The sequence below is a fragment of the Mycobacterium xenopi genome (assembly GCF_009936235.1).
In the GTDB taxonomy this organism is placed as follows: Bacteria; Actinomycetota; Actinomycetes; order Mycobacteriales; family Mycobacteriaceae; genus Mycobacterium; species Mycobacterium xenopi.
The window spans coordinates 3,450,622-3,467,698 of sequence record NZ_AP022314.1; the positions used below are offsets into that span (position 1 = coordinate 3,450,622).

15 protein-coding genes, 2 tRNA genes and 1 pseudogene are annotated in these 17,077 nt (G+C 66.4%); 6 read left to right on the top strand and 12 right to left on the bottom strand.

The genetic code is table 11. The annotated features are described in order from the left end of the window. Positions 1 to 41: 41 nt before the first annotated feature. On the top strand, positions 42 to 560 hold the full coding sequence (locus tag MYXE_RS16310; protein WP_085195746.1) for a pyridoxamine 5'-phosphate oxidase family protein: 519 nt from the start codon (positions 42 to 44) through the stop codon (positions 558 to 560). A 15-nt stretch (positions 561 to 575) separates the two neighbouring features. Here the strand turns inward: MYXE_RS16310 and MYXE_RS16315 are convergent. The 5 genes from MYXE_RS16315 to MYXE_RS16335 form a co-directional block, all read right to left on the bottom strand. Continuing rightward, positions 576 to 648: transfer RNA gene (locus tag MYXE_RS16315), tRNA-Glu, on the bottom strand. 72 nt (positions 649 to 720) lie between these two features. Further along, a tRNA-Gln gene (locus tag MYXE_RS16320) sits at positions 721 to 792 on the bottom strand. Between the two features lie 107 nt (positions 793 to 899). Next, entirely contained in the window at positions 900 to 2,366 is a 1,467-nt protein-coding gene (gene gltX / locus MYXE_RS16325) for a glutamate--tRNA ligase (RefSeq protein WP_085195744.1), read from the bottom strand. Next, positions 2,363 to 3,151, bottom strand: coding sequence for a fumarylacetoacetate hydrolase family protein (locus MYXE_RS16330; RefSeq protein ID WP_003922111.1), 789 nt, complete (start codon positions 3,149 to 3,151; stop codon positions 2,363 to 2,365). Before MYXE_RS16330 ends, gltX begins: the two co-directional genes overlap by 4 nt. 29 nt (positions 3,152 to 3,180) lie before the next feature. Next, positions 3,181 to 3,792 (bottom strand): TetR/AcrR family transcriptional regulator, encoded by a 612-nt coding sequence (locus MYXE_RS16335; RefSeq protein WP_003922112.1) that lies wholly within the window; start codon positions 3,790 to 3,792, stop codon positions 3,181 to 3,183. Between the two features lie 83 nt (positions 3,793 to 3,875). Between MYXE_RS16335 and MYXE_RS16340 the strand changes: the two genes are divergently transcribed. The 3 genes and pseudogenes from MYXE_RS16340 to MYXE_RS16350 all read left to right on the top strand — a co-directional run. Beyond that, positions 3,876 to 5,087 (top strand): oxygenase MpaB family protein, encoded by a 1,212-nt coding sequence (locus MYXE_RS16340; protein WP_003922113.1) that lies wholly within the window; start codon positions 3,876 to 3,878, stop codon positions 5,085 to 5,087. Positions 5,088 to 5,106: 19 nt separating this feature from the next. After that, entirely contained in the window at positions 5,107 to 6,330 is a 1,224-nt protein-coding gene (locus MYXE_RS16345; RefSeq protein WP_085195806.1) for an MFS transporter, read from the top strand. 147 nt (positions 6,331 to 6,477) lie between these two features. Continuing rightward, positions 6,478 to 7,380, top strand: a pseudogene (locus MYXE_RS16350) (MFS transporter); the annotation flags it as partial. A gap of 184 nt (positions 7,381 to 7,564) precedes the next feature. Here the strand turns inward: MYXE_RS16350 and MYXE_RS16355 are convergent. The 5 genes from MYXE_RS16355 to MYXE_RS16375 all read right to left on the bottom strand — a co-directional run bounded on the left by MYXE_RS16355 (position 7,565) and on the right by MYXE_RS16375 (position 13,674). Further along, on the bottom strand, positions 7,565 to 8,575 hold the full coding sequence (locus tag MYXE_RS16355) for a 3-isopropylmalate dehydrogenase (protein ID WP_085195742.1): 1,011 nt from the start codon (positions 8,573 to 8,575) through the stop codon (positions 7,565 to 7,567). A gap of 49 nt (positions 8,576 to 8,624) precedes the next feature. Continuing rightward, positions 8,625 to 10,211 carry a phosphoglycerate dehydrogenase gene (serA, locus tag MYXE_RS16360; RefSeq protein WP_003922117.1) on the bottom strand — a complete coding sequence of 529 codons (1,587 nt, stop codon included), beginning with the start codon at positions 10,209 to 10,211 and terminating at the stop codon, positions 8,625 to 8,627. A gap of 78 nt (positions 10,212 to 10,289) precedes the next feature. Then, positions 10,290 to 11,291, bottom strand: coding sequence for a ketol-acid reductoisomerase (gene ilvC / locus MYXE_RS16365; RefSeq protein WP_086009218.1), 1,002 nt, complete (start codon positions 11,289 to 11,291; stop codon positions 10,290 to 10,292). 32 nt (positions 11,292 to 11,323) lie between these two features. Further along, positions 11,324 to 11,830: an acetolactate synthase small subunit gene (gene ilvN, locus MYXE_RS16370; protein WP_003922119.1), complete on the bottom strand. Its 507-nt coding sequence runs from the start codon at positions 11,828 to 11,830 to the stop codon at positions 11,324 to 11,326. Continuing rightward, complete coding sequence (locus tag MYXE_RS16375) at positions 11,830 to 13,674, bottom strand: acetolactate synthase large subunit (protein ID WP_039890876.1); 1,845 nt, start codon at positions 13,672 to 13,674, stop codon at positions 11,830 to 11,832. The genes ilvN and MYXE_RS16375 overlap by 1 nt, the downstream gene beginning before the upstream one ends. A gap of 361 nt (positions 13,675 to 14,035) precedes the next feature. On the opposite strand from MYXE_RS16375, the gene MYXE_RS16380 reads away from it, so the two are divergent. Continuing rightward, the gene (locus tag MYXE_RS16380; RefSeq protein WP_081485402.1) at positions 14,036 to 14,347 is read left to right on the top strand and encodes a PH domain-containing protein; all 312 of its coding nucleotides are present in this window, start codon (positions 14,036 to 14,038) and stop codon (positions 14,345 to 14,347) included. A gap of 13 nt (positions 14,348 to 14,360) precedes the next feature. Here the strand turns inward: MYXE_RS16380 and MYXE_RS16385 are convergent, their stop codons facing one another. Beyond that, entirely contained in the window at positions 14,361 to 15,206 is an 846-nt protein-coding gene (locus MYXE_RS16385; protein WP_039890926.1) for a DoxX family protein, read from the bottom strand. A 173-nt stretch (positions 15,207 to 15,379) separates the two neighbouring features. Between MYXE_RS16385 and MYXE_RS16390 the strand changes: the two genes are divergently transcribed. Beyond that, a complete protein-coding gene (locus MYXE_RS16390) occupies positions 15,380 to 16,501 on the top strand; it encodes a PQQ-dependent sugar dehydrogenase (protein WP_003922123.1) in 1,122 nt (373 codons plus the stop codon). A 63-nt stretch (positions 16,502 to 16,564) separates the two neighbouring features. Here the strand turns inward: MYXE_RS16390 and MYXE_RS16395 are convergent, their stop codons facing one another. Continuing rightward, complete coding sequence (locus tag MYXE_RS16395) at positions 16,565 to 17,053, bottom strand: flavin reductase family protein (RefSeq protein WP_172468591.1); 489 nt, start codon at positions 17,051 to 17,053, stop codon at positions 16,565 to 16,567. Positions 17,054 to 17,077 lie beyond the last annotated feature (24 nt).

The window sequence follows — 17,077 nt, forward strand, 5'->3', positions numbered from 1 at the left end:
GCGCGGGGCCCTTGGGCGACGACCTGACAGACTAACGCTTCATGGGAACCAATCAGCGCGCGCAGATTGTCATGTCGGAGGCCGAGATCGCCGATTTTGTCGCCCGCAGCCGCACGGGCACGCTGGCCACCATTGGTCCCGGCGGCCAGCCGCACCTGACCGCGATGTGGTACGGCGTCGTCGACGGCGAGATCTGGCTGGAGACCAAGGCCAAGTCGCAGAAAGCGGTGAATCTTCGGCGCGACCCGCGGGTCAGTTTCCTGATCGAAGACGGCGATACCTACGACACGCTGCGGGGGGTCTCCTTCGAAGGCGTCGGCGAAATCGTCGACGACCCTGAGACTATCTTCCGAGTCGGTGTCAGCGTCTGGGAGCGCTATACCGGCCCCTACACCGACGAGCTGAAACCGGCGGTGGACCAGATGATGCACAAGCGGATCGCTGTGCGCATCGTCACACGGCGCACCCGCTCGTGGGATCATCGCAAGCTTGGACTGCCCCATATGCCGGTCGGCGGCTCGACAGCGCCGAGCGTCGCGGCAGGCAAACCAGCCGGGTGACCGCGCCGACACAAGTAGCCCCGATGGGATTCGAACCCACGCTACCGCCGTGAGAGGGCGGCGTCCTAGGCCGCTAGACGACGGGGCCAGAACCGATCCGAGCTGTCAGCATAACCCACCTGGGAATGCCCTCCTAATCGCTTGCGGCGGGCATATTTTGCTGGGGTACCAGGACTCGAACCTAGAACGGCTGAACCAGAATCAGCTGTGTTGCCAATTACACCATACCCCAATGGTTGCCTAAAACCGCTGGTCAGAACCCGTAATCGGATTCTGCGGGCAGTGCCCGCCAGCCGGTGCGGCCGACGTGCAGACTATCAAAGATTAGCGTCGCACAGCTCAGGCGTGCACCGTCCGGTCGCGGACGCCGCGCAGCCGCCGCAGGCTGCGGTCGCGCCCGAGCAACTCCATCGACTCGAACAACGGCGGGCTGACAGATGTTCCGGTGACCGCGACCCGGACCGGTCCGAACGCTTTCCGCGGTTTCAGCGCCAGCTTCTCGACCAGCGCATCCTTGAGAGCAGCCTCGATGTGGTCGGCGGTCCAGTCCGTCACGGCCTCCAGTGCAGTCAGCGCAGCGTCGAGCACCGCCCTGGCATCCGGTCCCAGCTCCTTGGCGGCGGCCTTCGGATCGAGCGCGTACTCGTCGTCATTGAAAAACTTCAATAACTGCCACGCGTCACCGAGGACGACGATGCGGGTCTGCACGAGCCTTGCCGCGACGGCAAAACCCGCGTCGTTCAAGCCCGTGTCATAGCCGTGCGCAGCGAAGTAATCACGCAGGCGCCTAGCGAAATCGTCGGCGTCGAGCAGACGAATGTGCTCGGCGTTGATTGCGTCGGCCTTCTTTTGGTCGAACCGGGCGGGATTGGGATTGACGTTCACCACGTCGAAAGCCGCGACCATCTCGTCAAGGCTGAACACATCGCGCTCACCGGAGATCGCCCACCCCAGCAACGCTAGGTAATTCAGTAGGCCCTCCGGGATAAAACCACGGTCTCGATGAGCAAACAGATTCGACTGCGGGTCGCGTTTCGACAACTTCTTAGTTCCCTCGCCCAAAACAGTTGGCAGATGGGCGAATTCGGGAATTTGCTCAGCCACGCCGATACGCATCAACGCCTGATACAGCGCGATCTGCCGCGGGGTGGACGGCAGCAGGTCCTCACCACGCAGCACGTGGGTGATCTTCATCAGGGCGTCGTCAACCGGATTGACCAACGTGTATAACGGATCACCGGTCGCGCGGGTCAGCGCGAAATCGGGCACAGTGCCGGCCGCGAATACCATGTCCCCGCGCACCAGATCGTGCCAACTGATGTCGTCGTCCGGCATTCGCAGCCTTACCACGGGTTTACGGCCCTCCGCCAGATACGATGCCCGCTGGGCATCGGTGAGATCGCGGTCGAAATTGTCGTATCCCAGCTTGGGATTGCGCCCGGCGGCGATGTGGCGGGCCTCGACCTCCTCCGGAGTCGAAAATGCTTGGTAGGCCTCTCCGGCCGCGAGCAGCCGGTCGATAATGTCGCGATAGATGTGCGTGCGCTGTGATTGCCGATATGGGCCGTAAGGGCCGCCGATTTCGGGTCCCTCGTCCCAGTTCAAACCGAGCCAGCGCAGCGCATCGAGCAGCGCCAGATAGCTTTCCTCACTGTCGCGGCCGGGATCGGTGTCTTCGATGCGGAATACAAAGGTGCCGCCGGTGTGTCGGGCGTAAGCCCAATTGAAAAGGGCTGTGCGAATCAGCCCGACGTGGGGAATCCCGGTGGGCGACGGGCAGAACCGCACCCGCACACCGCTACTCATGATCGCCCCTTTCGCACAACAGGATTGGTCAGCGTGCCGATACCTTCCACGGTGATGCTGACGGTGTCGCCGTCCTCGATCGGACCGACACCGTCGGGTGTGCCGGTGAGAATGAGATCGCCCGGCAATAACGTCATCACCGCTGAAACCCATTCCACGATCGCGCCGACGTCGTGGATCATCATCGACGTGCGGCTGCGCTGCTTGACTTCACCGTTGACCTCGGTGCACAGCTCGAGGTCTGCCGGGTCGATATCGGTGACGATCCACGGCCCGACCGGGCAGAACGTGTCGTGTCCCTTGGCTCGTGTCCACTGCCCATCAGCCTGCTGCTGATCGCGGGCCGTTACGTCGTTGCCGATGGTATAGCCCAGGATGCTCTCGGCCGCGCGGGCCGCGGGGACGTCTTTGCACGGGCGGCTGATCACCACAGCCAGCTCGCCCTCGAAATGCACCGGTGATGCGTTGGCGGGCAACCGAATTGGCACATTCGGTCCAATAATCGCAGTGTTGGGCTTAAGGAAGATCACCGGATCGGCCGGTGCGGTCTCACCCATCTCGGCGACGTGGGCCGCATAGTTCTTGCCGACACAGATCACCTTGCTGGCCAGCATCGGCGCCAGCAGCCGCACATCGGCCAACGGCCAGGTTCGGCCCGTGAAGGTCGGTGTGCCGAAAGGGTGTTCGGCGATTTCACGAGCGATCATCGCAGCGGGATCGCCGGCTTTACCCTCGATGCTGACGAAGGCGACGCCATCCGGGCTGGCAATTCGACCGAGGCGCATTCATCAGAGCCTAACCGCCGCGCGCACGCCTACCGCGCGGTGACCATCGCGACCAGAAAGTCCTCCAAGTGTTCGCGGGTGACATCGAGTTCGCCTCGCAACCACTGTGTGACCACCTCGAACCCGCCGGCGACCAGGGTGAGCGCAGCCAGGTCGATATCGGGATCCAGTGCGTCCTGTCCGGCCAGCAGCACCCGCCCCTGATCGGCCATCACCTGCGCCAGCATCTTGATCAGGTCACGCCGGCGCGTGCGCAACACCTCGGTGGCCTGCGACTCGATGAGCAGCCGGGCGCGGCGAGAATCCTCGCCGAGGAAACCCAAACCGGTGCCGATCGCTGCGCGCGCCCGCAGCATCGGGTCGGGCGGGCTGGCCTCGATCGCGGGAAGCAGGGCGTCGAATGCCCGGGTGATCTGGTCGTCGAGCAGGGCTAGCAGCAACTCGTCGACACTGCGGAAGCTCTCATAGAAATAGCGGTCGTTGAGCCGAGCCTGCGAACACACACCCCGCACGGTCAGGCTCCCGACGCCACCGTCAGCGATCAGATCCAACGCGGCGTCGATCAACAGCGCCTGCCGTCTGGATCGCCGCTCGCTATGGGTGGCGCCGCCATAGGTGCGCGCCGAACCCGCCACAGACACGATTCTCGCATCCTTGACCCGGTCGAACCATCTGGTGAAGACTGTCCCCAGATAGTCTGCGTAGCGCTGCGGAAAGGACAGAAATGAGGCTTGACGAGCGCAAACTGCCCGACCCGCCGTTCCTGTCAGGATTTCCACTGAACGTGTTCACGCGCCTGCTGGCACCGGGTGATATCCGAGCCACCGTCGCCCAGCGGGAGTCGTTTCGGCGCTTCGCCAAGCTCGGTGACCCGTTAGCCGATGACGTCGTCGCGATGATGCAGCGGCTGCCACCCGGCGAAGGCCGGCGCATATTCGAACTTGCCGTCGACCACGGCATCAATGCGGTCGATTACCCGCCCGACGAACTCGTGGCCTTCTTCGCGCAGGTCGACGACCGGCCTTACTGGTTGGACCAGGCCAAGCTTGATCTGGCGGTGCGGGTCACGATGCGCACCGGCCTGTGGAGCATCGCCCTAGCGCTGCCCGGACTGGCTCTTACCGGTGGCTACCTGGCGTCGAAGGCCGACAAGCCGCTGGTGGGGACCGGCGACCTGCGGCGGATGGCGCCTCGGCGGCTCAACGAAACCGCGACCTGGTTTATCGACGTGACCTCGCCCGGCGGCCTGAGCCGCTTCGCTCCCGGATTCACCGGCACCCTGCGGGTTCGCTTGATGCACGCCTTGGTGCGCGCTGCGATGTGCCGGCGTGCCGACTGGAACTTCGACGAATGGGACCACCCGATCAACCAGGTGCAACTGGCCGGCACGCTGATGCTGTTCTCGCTGGCCAACCTGGCCGGTTGCCAAGCGATGGGGCTGCGGTTCTCGCGGCGGGAACGCGATGCGATCTTCCACCTCTGGCGCTATGTCGGGCTGCTCATGGGTGTTCACCCGGAGTTGCTTCCCGCCACCGAAGACGACACCTGGCGGCTGTTCTGGCTGGAAGCCGACACCGAATTCCAGCCCGATGAGGACTCCTACCGGCTCGCCCAAGCGTTGCACTCCGGCCCACCGGGCGAGGACCCGCTGACCGCGCTCGCCCGCGGCTACCTCTCCTCTTACAGCCGGCTGGTCCTGGGCCGGTCGAACGCCGACCAGCTTGGGTTGCCGGACAACAAACCGCTGCAGGCCGCGGTGCTGGCCACGTCGGCGATCAACCGGGTGCTCGAACTGCGGCGGCTGGTGCCGGGCGCGACCCGGTTCAGCGAGCAGTTCGGCCAATGGTCGCGGCGCCGGTTCGTCGCCCGCGGCTTCACCGCGACCGGTGGCGATCGCAGCTACCGCCGCCACGACGCGCTGGCTGCCGCGGGTTAACACCTGGAACCATGGAACCGTGCCGACGACATCGATCAGCACCGGCCGGCGCTGGGTATTGCTGACGATTTCGCTGGCGTCGACGCTGTGCGCGACCGTCTTCATCAACGGCATCGCCTTCCTGATCCCCGCGCTGGACGCTGAGCGCGGCATCAGTTTGGCTGAGGCCGGTCTGCTGTCCTCGATGCCCAGCCTGGGCATGGTGGTGACCCTGATCGCCTGGGGTTACTTGCTGGATTTGGTCGGCGAGCGGGTGGTGCTCACCGTCGGCTTGACGCTCACGGCGGCGGCGGTCTTCGCCGCGGCGTCGGTTCATGGGCTGGTGGCCGTCGGAACGTTTTTATTCCTCGGCGGCATGGCCGCCGCCAGCGCCAATACTGCCAGCGGCCGACTGGTGACCGGCTGGTTTCCGCGTGACCAGCGTGGCCTGGCGATGGGGATCCGCCAGACGGCTCAGCCGCTGGGAATCGCGTTGGCTGCCTTGGTTCTTCCCGAGCTCGGGGAGCGCGACTTTTCGGTGGCGTTGTTGTTTCCGGCCGCGGTGTGCGCCGCCTCGGCGCTCGTCAGCGCGGTCGGCGTGCTCGACCCGCCGCGAAAGAAACGGGCCACCGCCGACGCGGCGGAGCTGGCCAACCCCTACCGCGGCACAACGGTGCTGTGGCGCATCCATCTGGCGTCGGCGTTGCTGATGGTGCCGCAGACCGTCGTCTTGACGTTCATGCTGGTCTGGCTGATGCGGGCGCACGGCTGGTCGACAGCCTCGGCCGGCGTGCTGGTGAGCGTCTCACAACTGCTCGGCGCGCTGGGCCGCATCGCCGCGGGCCGTTGGTCGGATCGCGTGGGCTCGCGGATGCGCCCGATCCGCATCATCGCCGTCACGGCAGCGGTGGTGATGCTGGTGTTGGCGCTCACCGATCACCTGCGCTGGCCCCTTGCGGTGGCGGTCATGCTCGCCGCGTCGGTGATCACCGTGCTCGACAACGGGTTAGCGTTTACCGCCATCCCCGAAATCGCCGGTCCGTACTGGAGCGGGCGTGCGATGGGAGCGCAAAACACCACTCAGCGGTTGACGGCTGGCGCCGGGCCGCCCGTCTTCGGCGAATTGATCGACGCGAGTGGGTATCCGGTGGCGTTCGCGGTGTGCGCGCTGTTTCCGCTGTTGGCGCTGCCGGTGGTGCCGGTGGGTGCGCGGCCGCACCACACGGACGTCGCCGCGGCACGGCCGAGCCCGCGCGTTCGCTGAGTTTCGCACCGCTTGATCTGCAGGCGGTTGTGAAACCATGGGCTGATGCCGACGGAATCGGTCAGCACCGGGGCGCGCTGGTCGATGTTGGTCATCGCGTCGGTAGCGACGTTGTCGTCATTTCTGTTCATCAACGGCGTGGCCTTCATGATCCCGGAGCTGGAAGCCAACCGAGACATCACGCTGACGGGAGCCAGCCTGCTGTCGTCGATGCCGAGCTGGGGCATGGTGGTCACCCTGATCGCCTGGGGCTATCTGGTTGACCACGCGGGCGAGCGCATCGTGCTGAGGTTGGGTTCCGCGCTGACGGCAGCGGCCGCGTTCGCCGCCGCGTCGGCCCACTCGCTGGTGGTGGTGGGCGCATTCCTGTTCCTCGGCGGCATGGCCGCAGCGGGGGCCAATTCGGCCACCGGCCGACTGGTGACCGGCTGGTTTCCGCCGCAGCGGCGCGGGGTGGCGATGGGAATCCGCCAGACGGCCCAGCCGCTGGGAATTGCCTTGGGGGCAGCGGTGATTCCCGAACTGGCGGAGCACGGCTTCGCGGCCGCGATGATGTTTCCTGCCGTAATCTGCATGCTGTCGGGCGTGGCGTGTGCGCTGGGTGTCCTCGACCCGCCGCGAAAACCGCGGGCAACGGCCACCATTGCGGAGCTGGCCAGCCCCTATCGCGGATCGAGCGTGCTGTGGCGAATCCACATGGTGTCGGCTCTGCTGATGATCCCGCAGACGGTGACGGTGACCTTCATGCTGATCTGGTTGCTCAACGAGTACCACTGGTCGGTGGGGGCGGCGGGCGCGCTGGTCACTGCCTCGCAGCTACTCGGCGCGTTGGGCCGCATTCTGGTCGGGCGATGGTCTGACCGGGTCGGGTCACGGATGCGGCCCGTGCGTACGATCGCGGCCACCGCGGCTGCGACCCTGATGGTGCTGGGATTCACCGATCACCTCGACTCCTCGGCCGCGGTGTGGTGCATGGTCATCGCGTCGGTTATCGCGGTACTGGACAACGGGTTGGAGTCCACCGCGATCACCGAGTTCGCCGGGCCGTACTGGAGCGGGCGCGCGCTGGGCACCCAGAACACCACCCAACGGCTAGCGGCGGCCGTGGGACAGCCGATCTTCGGTGCGCTGATCGCCTCGGGCGGCTACCCGCTCGCGTGGGCGGTCTGCGGACTGTTTCCGCTGGTCGCGGTGCCTTTGGTACCGGCCAGACTGGTCCCGCCCGGGCTATCCGCTACAGCGCCGCGACGATCCGGTCGCCGATTTGGCCGGTGGAAAACCGCTCGTTCGCCCGGCTGGCCAGGTGAGCCGCCACCGCCCGATCCACCCGCGCCGCGGCGGCGTCCTCACCGAGGTGGGCGAGCAGCAGCGCCACCGACATGATCGCCGCGGTCGGGTCAGCGATGCCCTGACCGGCGATATCGGGCGCGCTGCCGTGGACCGGTTCGAACATCGACGGGTTGGTGCCGGTGGCGTCGATATTGCCGCTGGCGGCCAGGCCGATGCCGCCGCACACCGCCGCCGCCAGGTCGGTGATGATGTCGCCGAACAGGTTGTCGGTGACGATGACGTCGAACCGGCCCGGGTCGGTGACCAGGTGAATCGTCGCCGCGTCGACGTGCTGATAGGCCACCTCGACCTCCGGGAACTTCTCACCGATCTCATCGACGGTCCGCGACCATAGCTCGCCGGCGAATGTCAGAACGTTGGTCTTGTGCACCAGGGTCAGGTGTTTGCGCCGCAGCCGCGCGCGCTCGAACGCGTCGTGCACGACCCGGCGAACCCCGAACGCGGTGTTGACGCTGACCTCCGTGGCCACTTCGTGGGCGGTGCCGACGCGGATTGCGCCCCCGGTACCGGTGTAGGGGCCCTCGGTGCCCTCGCGCACCACGACCAAGTCGATCTCGGGGTTGCCGCTGAGCGGGCCGATCACCCCTGGGTATCGCCGCGCCGGGCGCAGGTTGATGTGATGGTCGAGCTCGAAGCGCAGCCGCAGCAACAGACCGCGCTCCAAGACCCCGCTGGGAACGGACGGATCACCAATCGCGCCGAGCAGGATCGCGTCGTGGGCGCGCAACTCGTCGAGAACCGAGTCGGGCAGCACTTCCCCGGTGGCATGGAAACGGCGGGCACCTAAGTCGTAGCTCGTCTTCTCCACATCGGGCAGTACCGCGTCGAGCACCTTGACGGCTTCGGTCACCACCTCGGGGCCGATCCCGTCCCCTGGGATAATCGCCAGTCTCAATGGCGCCGCTCCTTTTCATCGCTTTGCTCTGCATCGTCGCTGGCGCGCATCAAGACAGGTCAACCACTTCGAGCTTGTTGGCGTCGACGGCCGCGCTGATGGCCGCCCGCACATCCTCGGGCACGTCGCGGTTGAGGCGCAACAGGATGGTCGCACCGGGACCCTCGGTGTCCTCCGACAGCTGTGCGGCGTGGATGTTGACCCCCGCCGCGCCGAGCAGCGTGCCGATCTTGCCGAGCGCACCTGGCCGATCGATGTAGTTGATGATCAGGTTGATGCCCTCGGCGCGCAGATCGAAGTTGCGACCGTTGATCTGCACGATCTTCTGCACCAGCTGGGGGCCCGACAGCGTGCCCGCGACGTTGACCACCGAGCCGTCGGCGGCCACTGCCCGCACGTCGACCAGGCTGCGGTGGTTGGGGCTTTCGGTGGCAGTGCTGATCTCGGCGACGACTCCGCGTTCTTCGGCGATGGCCGGGGCGTTGACGAATGTCACGGGCTCTTCGATGACTGCCGAGAATAAGCCACGCAGGGCCGAAAGCCGCAGCACTGCAACGTCTTCCGCGGCTAGCTCACCGCGTGCCTGCACCGACAGCGACACCGGAAGCTCGTCGCAAAGAGCACCAGCAAGCAAACCGAGTTTGCGCACCAAATCCAGCCACGGCGCCACCTCCTCGCTGACCGCCCCGGCCCCGACGTTGACCGCATCGGGAACGAATTTTCCTGCCAGCGCGAGCTTTACGCTTTCGGCGACGTCGGTGCCCGCCCGGTCCTGCGCCTCGGCGGTGGAGGCGCCGAGGTGGGGGGTGACCACTATTTGCGGCAGCTCGAACAGCGGGCTGTCGGTGCACGGCTCCTTGGCGAACACGTCGATACCGGCGGCCCGCACGTGTCCGCTGCGTACGGCTTCGGCCAGCGCCATTTCGTCGACCAGGCCGCCGCGTGCGGCGTTGACGATGATGACGCCGGGCTTGGTCTTGGCCAGCGCCTCCTTGTCGATCAGCCCGAGCGTCTCCGGGGTTTTCGGCAGATGCACGGAGATGAAGTCCGACCGGGCCAGCAGCTCGTCCAGGCTGAGCAGTTCGATGCCGAGCTGCGCTGCCCGTGCCGGCGACACGTAGGGGTCGTAGGCGATCAGGTGGGCTCCGAACGCGGCCAGTCGCTGGGCGACCAGCTGCCCGATGCGGCCCAGCCCGATAATTCCGACGGTCTTGCCGAAGATCTCGGTACCCGTGAACGACGAGCGCTTCCACTCGTGGGCGCGCAACGAGGCGTCGGCCGCGGTGATTTGGCGCGCCGCCGCCAGCAGCAACGCCAACGCATGCTCGGCGGCGCTGTGGATGTTCGACGTCGGTGCGTTGACGACGAGCACACCGCGCGCGGTGGCAGCCTCGACATCGACGTTGTCCAAGCCGACCCCGGCGCGCGCGACGATTTTCAATTTGGGCGCCGCGGCCAACACCTCCGCGTCGACGGTGGTGGCAGAACGCACCAGCAGCGCGTCGGCCTCGGGCACCGCGGCCAGCAGTTTCTGCCGGTCGGGGCCGTCGACCCACCGGACTTCGACGTCGTCACCGAGCGCGGCGACGGTTGATTCGGCGAGTTTGTCGGCGATCAATACAACAGGCAAGCTCACTCGGCCAGACTAATAGGCTTCGCGGGACAGCCGCCTTCCAGCCGTGCAGCTATGGCGGTCAAACCGCGCGAAGATGGCTCAGGCGGTTTCGGTGATCGGACGGTCCACCCAGCTCATCAGGCCGCGCAGCTTCTTGCCGGTGACCTCGATGGGGTGTTCGGCGTTGCGCTTGCGCAGTTCGGCCAGCTGCTTGCCGCCGTTCTCGACGTCGGCCACCAGTTTCTTAACGAAGGTGCCGTCTTGGATTTCCCGCAGGATTTCGCGCATGCGTTCTTTGGTGCCCGCGTCGATCACCCGCGGACCGGACAGGTAGCCACCGAATTCTGCGGTGTCGGAGACCGAGTAATACATCCGGCCGATGCCGCCCTCGTACATCAAATCGACGATCAGCTTCAGCTCGTGCAGCACCTCGAAGTAGGCCAGTTCCGGCGGGTAACCGGCTTCCACCATCACGTCGAAGCCCGCCTTCACCAATTCCTCAGTGCCGCCGCACAATACCGTTTGCTCGCCGAACAGGTCGGTTTCGGTCTCGTCTTTGAACGTGGTTTTGATGACGCCGGCACGGGTGCCGCCGATCGCCTTCGCATACGACAGCGCCAACGCCAGCCCGTCGCCGCCCGGATCTTGCGCCACCGCAACCAGACATGGCACACCCTTACCGTCGACGAATTGCCGGCGCACCAGGTGCCCGGGCCCCTTGGGCGCCACCATCGCGACCGTGATGTCGGGTGTCGGCTTGATCAACCCGAAATGGATGTTGAGCCCGTGACCGAAGAACAAGGCGTTGCCCGGCTGCAGGTTTGGCTCGATGTCGCCTGCGAAGATGCTCGGCTGCGCGGTGTCGGGTGCCAGCAGCATGATCACGTCGGCCCACTTGGCGACCTCGGCCGGGGTGTCGACCTGCAAGCCCTGCTCGGTGACCTTGGGACGCGACTTCGAGCCTTCCTTCAGCCCGACGCGGACGTCGACACCCGAGTCGCGCAGGCTCAGCGAGTGTGCATGGCCCTGGCTTCCGTAGCCGATGACACCGACTTTGCGGCCGGCGATGATCGACAGGTCGGCGTCGTCGTCGTAGAACATCTGCACTGCCACGTGTTTTCTCTCCTTGGTTGTTATTTGGCTCCGCCCATTCCGCGTGGACCGCGGGACAGCGACACCAGACCGGATTGGACGATCTCGCGGACACCGAACGGCTCCAACACCTTCAGCAGGGCTTCCAGCTTGGCTGGTGTACCAGTGGCCTCGATGGTCAGCGACTCCGGGGATACATCGATCACCTTGGCGCGGAACAGGTTTGCCGCTTCGCTGACTTGACTGCGGGTACTGGCATCGGCTCGTACCTTGATCAGCGCCAGTTCTCGGGAGACCGAATTGTCCTCATCCTGCTCGACGATTTTGATGACGTTGATCAGTTTGTTGAGTTGCTTGGTGACCTGCTCGAGCGGAGTGTCTTCAGCGGAGACGACGATGGTCATTCGGGACATGTTCTTTTGTTCGGTGGCCCCCACCGCCAGCGACTCGATGTTGAAGCCACGCCGGCTGAACAGTGCCGCCACCCGTGCCAGCACACCGGGTTTGTCCTCGACTAGCACCGACAGCGTGTGAGTCGTCGCGCTCATCAGGCGTGGCCTTCATTAGGGTCGTCGAAGAGCGGACGGATCCCGCGGGCGGCCTGGATCTCGTCGTTGCTGGTGCCCGCGGCCACCATCGGCCACACCTGCGCGTCGGCGCCGACGACGAAGTCGATCACCACCGGTTGGTCGTTGATCGCGCGGGCGGCCTTGATGACCTCGACGACGTCTTCTTCACGCTCGCAACGGAATCCGACGCATCCCAGTGCCTCGGCCAGCTTGACAAAGTCCGGGATACGGTGCGAATGGGTGGCCAGGTCGGTCTGCGAGTAGCGCTCGGCGTAGAACAGCGACTGCCATTGGCGCACCATGCCCAGGCTGCCGTTGTTGATCAGCGCCACCTTGATCGGTGCGCCCTCGACCGCGCAGGTGGCCAGCTCCTGGTTGGTCATCTGGAAGCAGCCGTCGCCGTCGACCGCCCACACCTCGGCGTCCGGCCGGGCGATCTTGGCCCCCATCGCCGCCGGGATGGCGAAGCCCATGGTGCCCAGCCCGCCGGAGTTGATCCAGGTGCGCGGCTTTTCAAACGAGATGAACTGCGCCGCCCACATCTGGTGCTGCCCCACCCCGGCGACGTAGACAGCGTCGGGCCCGGCGATCTTGCCCAGCGTTTCGATCACGTACTCAGGGCTGAGACTGCCGTCGCTCTGCGGTCCGTAGGACAGCGGGTAGGTGGCCTGCACCCCACGCAAGTACTGCCACCACTCGTCGAAGTGGAAGGCGGCTCCGTCGTGGCGCAGCGCCGCGACCAGCTCGGTGATGACAGCCTTGACATCACCCACGATCGGCACGTCGGCGTGACGGTTCTTGCCGATCTCAGCGGGGTCGATGTCGGCGTGGATCACCTTGGCCTCCGGGGCAAACGAGTCGAGCTTTCCGGTGACCCGGTCATCGAAACGGGTGCCCAGCGCGATCAGCAGGTCGCTGCGCTGCAGGCCCGCCACCGCCGCGACCGTGCCGTGCATGCCCGGCATGCCCAGATGCTGGGGGTGGCTGTCCGGGAAGGCGCCGCGCGCCATCAAGGTGGTGACCACGGGGATACCGGTCAGCTCGGCCAGCTCGCGCAGCTCTTGGGTGGCATTGCCGCGGATGACCCCACCACCGATGTACAGCACGGGTTTGCGGGCGGCCGCGATCAGTCTGGCGGCCTCCCGGACCTGCCGACTGTGCGGCTTGGTGGTGGGCTTGTAGCCCGGCAGGTCCAACCGTGGCGGCCAGCTGAACGTGCATTGGCCCTGCAGCACGTCCTTGGGGATGTCGACGAGCACCGCGCCGGGTCGGCCGGTGGAGGCGATGTGGAAGGCCTCGGCCAGCACCCGCGGGATCTCGTCGCCCTCGCGGACCAGGAAGTTGTGCTTGGTGATCGGCATGGTAATGCCGGAGATGTCGGCCTCCTGGAAGGCGTCGGTGCCGATCAGCGAGCGCCCGACCTGCCCGGTGATCGCCACCACCGGGATGGAGTCCATCTGCGCATCGGCCAACGGGGTCACCAGGTTGGTGGCGCCGGGACCGGAGGTGGCCATGCACACACCCACCTTGCCGGTGGCGTGCGCATAGCCGCTGGCGGCATGCCCGGCGCCCTGCTCATGACGCACCAGCACGTGGCGCAGCTTCTTCGAGTCGAACAGCGGATCGTACACCGGCAGCACGGCACCACCGGGAATACCGAAGATGACCTCGACGTCAAGTTCCTCCAACGACCGGATCACCGACTGTGCGCCGGTAAGTTGTTGCGGCGCAATACGTTTCTGATGTGGGTTTGACGACTTTGTCGTTGTCCGGGTGCCGTTGACGGGCTGCGATGGCGCCGACGGCGCGGTGGGTGCACTCACGGTGTCCTCTTTGGGTCCTCTTCGTTGGTGTGGGAACGGCGACAACAAAAAACCCCCGCCAGCTCAGCTGCTGCACGAGGGTTGCGCGTTGGTGCTCGAAAGCTATCCCGGCGTGGGCTAGTCAGCCACCAACGCGCCGACCAAGTACTACGAGCATTTCGCGGCTGTCCATGACGACCGACGGTAGTCTCCGCACAGGTCAACCGTCAAATCTCGGCGGTTGAGCCGGTTGCCGGTCGGCCGCGCCGGTCGGCGGTGACATGATGCAGGGGTGGCTACCGGTTCTTCGGAGCAACCGTCCCCCGCGGCCTCGGTGGTGATCAAGATTTCCCCGATAGCACACTTCGCGGTGGGCTTTCTGATGCTGGGCCTGCTCGTGCCCGTGTTGACGTGGCCGCCAACCTTACCGCTATTAGCGATTCCGATTATCTTGTCCGCGTTGATCATTCGTCTACGCACGATCGCCGACCACGACGGAGTCACGGCGCGGACGCTGCTGGGCAGCCGAACGATCCGTTGGGACGATATCGACGGGCTGCGGTTCACTCGGGGCTCGTGGGCGCGGGCGCGGCTCAAAAGCGGCGGCGAACTGCGGTTGCCTGCGGTCAGCTTCGCGACCTTGCCACTGTTGACCGAGGCCAGCGGAGGCCGGGTGCCCAACCCGTACGCCTGAGCGCGCCGGCCTGCTAATGCAGGGGGTTGGCGCCGTTGAGCAAAACCCAGACGGCGGCTCCGGCGCCGATACCGAGGAGCAGCGCGGCGAAGGAGCCGACGAACGGCCGCCGCGCCCAGCCTCGGCCGGCGTCGAAGCCGTAGCGGCCCGGGCCGATGAGGATAACGGCGGCGGCGACAACGATGAGCGTCAATTCGTATTCGTGTCCGCCCGGTAGGAAGAACCGAAATGATCCAGGGTTCGACTGCGCCGACATGTCGGCCAGCAAGCCGTTGAGCAGATAGGCCAGCGCCCCCGCGGCGGCAACCGGCGTGAACAAGCCCAGTACCAGCAGGACGCCCGCAACGATCTCGCCGCCCGCGGCCACGTAGGTCAAGACCTCCGCATGCTGGTAGCCGGCGTCGGACAGCGAGTTCTTGAATCCGGTCGGCCCCTCGCCACCCCACCACCCGAACAGCTTTTGCAGTCCGTGCGCGACCAGCACCGCGCCCAGGCCCACACGCAGCAGCAATAGGCCAAGGTTCTGGGTACCGCGCCGGCCGGCGGCACGTATGCGCTCGTCGTCCTCACCGGTGTCGATCTCGTCCGGCCCCGATGCCGCGTGGCGGCCACCGGACTGCGGCTCGAGGTAGGGCAGTGGCTGTTGGCCGGTCAAGCCGAAGCCCGAGCCGACCCGTCGCACGTCGCCTGTGCCACTGCCGTAGTGCGGGATCGTGGTGGTTTCGAAATCGCCTGCATAGTTGGCTGACGGCAGGTCGTCTTCCGGGTCGACCAGGCTGGCGGAAGCCGGACGGACCTGGGTTGGCGCCGCGGAATCGTCCGGTCGCCGCCAATTCGAGTCATTCGATTGACTGGTCACGCGTGCCAGGGTAAGGGCAATTTCGCCGGAATTGGGGATTTGAGCGGCGCTTTCGCGGGACTTAATCGACACGTCACCACCGCGAGACACCGGCGGGCCGCCCTGTGGGCGAATCGGCTGCCGCGAGCATTGACGGACCGAGTGGGCGGAGGTGGCGCGGTAACCTGGCCATCATGCGGGTACGGCTATCGCCGCGGGGCGGGCTCGCCGCGATATGCGCGGCGATGCTGGTCTCGAGCGGCTGCGCGCGGTTCAACGACGCCCAGTCGCAGCCGTTCACCACCGAACCGCAGCGGCGACCGCCGGCCACCTCCACACCTCCCCCGCCCCCGCCGCTGCCGGCCAAACCGTTCCCCAAGCAATGCCCCGCGCCCGGGGTCATGCAGGGCTGCCTGGAGAGCACCAGCGGGTTGATCATGCTGCCCGACAGCAAGTCTGCGCTGGTCGCCGAACGCACTACCGGCGCGGTCAAGGAGGTATCGGTCAGCGCCGAACCGAAAGTCAAGACCGTCATCCCCGTCGACCCCTCCGGTGACGGCGGGCTGATGGACATTGTGCTGTCACCGACGTACTCACAGGACCGGCTGATGTATGCCTACGTCAGCACGCCCAGCGACAACCGGGTCATCCGCATCGCTGACGGCGACGTGCCCAAGGACATCCTGACCGGCATCCCGAAAGGTGCCACCGGCAACACCGGCGCGCTGCACTTCACCAGCAAAACCACGCTGGTGGTGCTCACCGGCGACGCGGGCAACCCCGCAGCGGCTGGCGACCCGGCGTCGTTGGCGGGCAAAGTCATCCGGATCGAGCAGCCGACCACGATCAATCAGGCGCCGCCGACCACGGCGCTCACCGGCATCGGCGCCGGCGGCGGGCTGTGCACCGACCCCGTCGACGGCTCGCTGTATGTCCTCGACCGCGCCCCTACCGCGGACCGCCTGCAGCGGATCGCCCGGGACTCGCGGGTTTCCACGGTCTGGACGTGGCCGGATCGGCCCGGTGTGGCCGGATGCGCCGCGCTGGACGGCACCATCCTGGTCAACTTGGTCAACACCAAGCAGACGGTGGCCGTCCACCTGGCGCCGGCGACCGGCGCGGTCACCGGCGCACCCGAGGTGGTCCGCCAGGACACCCACGCCCACGCCTGGGCGGTGCGGATGGCCCCGGACGGCAACGTCTGGGGCGCGACGATCAACAAGACCGCGGGCGACGCGGAAAAGCTCGACGACGTGGTCTTCCCGTTGTTCCCGCAGGGCGGCGGCTTCCCACGCACCAACGAGGACAAGACCTAAAGCTGTCGATGCGCGCCCGTACGACGGCGCACGCAGCAGCGAAACGATCGACCTAAGCCGGTCTCACGCCTCGTGGCCGGGTTGGAGGTCGGCGACGTCGGAAAAGCTGACCAGGGCCTCGGAGCGGTCGGCGGCGGTGGCGGCGACGGGTTCCAACAGGTAGCCAACATGATCGCCGAGGTCGATCCGGCTCAGGGTCTTGCCGACGAACCACGCGATCGCGTCATCGAGAATCGGCATGCCCGCGGGCCCACTGTGCCACGAGCAGCGCTCGAATTTGTTGATCTGGTCACCAGTTTGGCCGCCGAACAGCCGGGCCAGGCCGAGGTGGCGGCGCGCCAAGAGATGCACGGCGAGGTGCTCCGAGCGGGCCGCTACCCCGAAGGTGTGGTTGCGCCGTGACAGTCCGACGAGAAACCGGCGTGGCTGCAAGCTGGTTTGGGTGGCGAAGCCGACCAGGCAACCGGACGCATGGCCGCCGGCCTGCGTGGTCACCACGTACATCGGGTAATCCAGCATCGCGACCAGCCGGTCGAAGGATTCGTCGCCCACCCGATCATCATGGACCGGCGCTGA